Below are 2,579 nucleotides of genomic sequence, written 5' to 3'. Positions count from 1 at the left end.
CTAGAAAAAAACAGTCCAGGGAAAATCATTTAACTTCGTGAAAGCACTCTCTTAAATTTTAACCCAAAAAGTTCAGATTTATTTGACGACATACAACAAAACTAAAATTGAATTTTTACCAGAAGGGACATTTGGATTAGAGAAACTGGGAAAACTACCTGTGGCAAAAATATCATTATTCAAAGAACAAGCAATTAAGGTCTCCCCATTAGCTAAGCATGTATTGAATAGAGCAACTTCAAGAGAAATGTACTCAAATGTAATTATATCAATAAAGGCTTGGGAGAACATATCTAAGTTAATAGGGCCTTCATTTGGAGAAATTGAACTTATTACAAATGCTGAGAGAGTTAAAACTACTAACTCAATACTCGCTGATGGAATGGAAGTTGAAACAGCAACATTTAAGGCTCATGAAGAATCTAGGATGTGGTTTAGGGAAAATGATGAGCAAATTGCCCTTAAAAGGGATGGAATTAATTTACCAGGCGTTGGGATTAAAGGCTTAAAAAAATGGATAGCAGAATGGCAACTATCAGGATTAAAAACAGAAGTTTGGCATGATAAAAAAAGTAATGAATACGCATTAAAAGAACATCGAGAACGTGTCGAAAAATCACCAAATATAATAACTCTAAAAACTACTAATAACAAGCAGTTAGACTGGCTTAGGTGTGGTTGTGACTATGCAAAACTGCAGTTAGCTTGTTCATTAAGTGGATTTTATATGCAACCTTTAAGTCAGGTGTTACAGGAATATACAGAAATGAATGCGCTGGCTAAAAAGTTTGAAAATATAATGAACATTCAAAATAACGAAAAAGTTCAAATGGCGTTGCGTGTTGGAAAATCAAAAACACCATACTTGACTTATAGACGGAAATTAGAAGATATCATTGTATAGTTCATATAATTTTTCAATATATTCACTTTATTATAACTCTAAAGAATTTTAATATTTCTTCAAATAAAGAGTTCCACTCTTTATTTATTTGAGGCATGTGTCCGCCTTCTTTGAATTTTATATACTTGCACTTAGGCATTTCATTCGCAGGAATATCTCCATTTTAATATCTAATTGATTGTCTGATAAACTAAACAATAAAAGGGTTTGTGTTTTAATGCTCTTAAAGTCAAAAGACTGCATTTTAGAGTAATTCTCGATATCATTAAATAAACCTTCATTTCTCATTTTTGGTGGAGAAGTTAGTTGTATATATTTGTCTAACTTTTTGAGACTATCACACTTATTCTTAATATAATTATAGTTAACTCCAAGCTCAGTTGCAGATTTTTTAAATAATTTGAAAAATACATATAGAGTATATAAACCATAATTTATAAGAAAAAGGCTTTCAAAAAAAGTAATTTTATGGCTCCATGGAGTACTCACTGCACAAAATAGCACCATTCCCAATGGAACAACAATGGGGATTTAGTACAGGTTGATTCCAGAAATCAACTAAAAATTGATTTATGAAGCACTCTCCTATGCAGAAAAAAATAATGTTTTAATTGTGACAAGTGCAGGAAATACAGGGTTAAATTTAGATGAAGTAATGACTCATCCTAGAAAAAAATATAAAAACCATTGCCTATCGAACCTTATTATGGTCGGACTTAGCGATTCTATTGTTGGCCCTAAGTTAAAACCAGTTCGTGGAAGTTACGGAAAACATACTGTTGATCTATTTGCCCATGGCACAGACTTTTTAACCACAAACCCTAAAAATGAATATTATAAACCTTCTGGAAGTTCAATTTCTTCGGCAATAGTTGCAACAACCTGTGCAACAATGAAATTGTACTACCCGCAACTTAAGGCATCGGAAATACGGGAGATTGTAATTCAGTCAGTTTCTAAGTACAATGGTGAAATATTTCTGGATGAGGAAGAAAATACAAAAGCATCGTTTACTGAACTTAGCGAAGCCGGTGGTATTTTAAATATTGAAAACGCATTTAGTCTAGCTTCAAAAAGGTAAAGCCTAAATTGGCATGGCGATAATCCCCAAGGGTAGGTTATGAAACTCTTTTTCTTGAATTTAGTTTTCAGGCAATGCAGGAGAATAGGATTACCTATTAAATACAAAAATTAATTACTTTTATATAGAGAAAGTCAAATGACATCATTTGCAATCAAACCGACCGTCAACAATTCGGTCAACAGATTTTGGAAACAAGGGTAGTGTTCGATAAATAAAGGCTTCTGGGAAACAGGTTTGAATCCTGCCGAGGTCACTTCAAGCAGAAAATCCATCACTTTGGTGATGGATTTTTTCTTTTGTGGAAAACCTGAAACGCAGTTTCAAAGGTTTGGAATAAAAGAAAAAACATGGCTTAGCCATGGACTTTCTATTTGCAAAGGGGGTTCAAAGGAAAAACGAGCGTGAGCGAAGTTAATCCTGCCGAGGTCACGAATGAATAGTTCAATAAGAAAAAACGCCAAGCTCGCTTGAGCGTTTTTTTATTTGGACTATTCTCAAAGCGGAGCTTTGTCAGGATCACGAGCAAAGCGAGTAATCCTACATTAAAGCGGAGCTTTGTCAGGATCACGAGCAAAGCGAGTAATCCTACAT

The 2,579-nt window shown here is 33.8% G+C and carries 3 protein-coding genes; 2 read left to right on the top strand and 1 reads right to left on the bottom strand.

Annotated elements, in window-relative coordinates:
• Window positions 1-82 precede the first annotated feature (82 nt).
• Both J1G40_RS18230 and J1G40_RS18225 read left to right on the top strand, forming a co-directional pair.
• A complete protein-coding gene (locus tag J1G40_RS18230) occupies window positions 83-904 on the top strand; it encodes a hypothetical protein (protein WP_265244096.1) in 822 nt (273 codons plus the stop codon).
• A 565-nt stretch (window positions 905-1,469) separates the two neighbouring features.
• The gene (locus J1G40_RS18225; protein WP_265244095.1) at window positions 1,470-1,985 is read left to right on the top strand and encodes a S8 family serine peptidase; all 516 of its coding nucleotides are present in this window, start codon (window positions 1,470-1,472) and stop codon (window positions 1,983-1,985) included.
• A 370-nt stretch (window positions 1,986-2,355) separates the two neighbouring features.
• Here J1G40_RS18225 and J1G40_RS18220 read toward each other — a convergent pair.
• On the bottom strand, window positions 2,356-2,579 hold a 224-nt coding region (locus tag J1G40_RS18220; protein ID WP_265244094.1), incomplete at its 5' end, for a hypothetical protein.

Source organism: Muriicola sp. Z0-33 (genome assembly GCF_026126425.1).
In the GTDB taxonomy this organism is placed as follows: domain Bacteria; phylum Bacteroidota; class Bacteroidia; order Flavobacteriales; family Flavobacteriaceae; genus JAFMPW01.
Note: the sequence above shows the minus strand (reverse complement) of the source record. Positions and strands in the feature narration are given on the sequence as shown.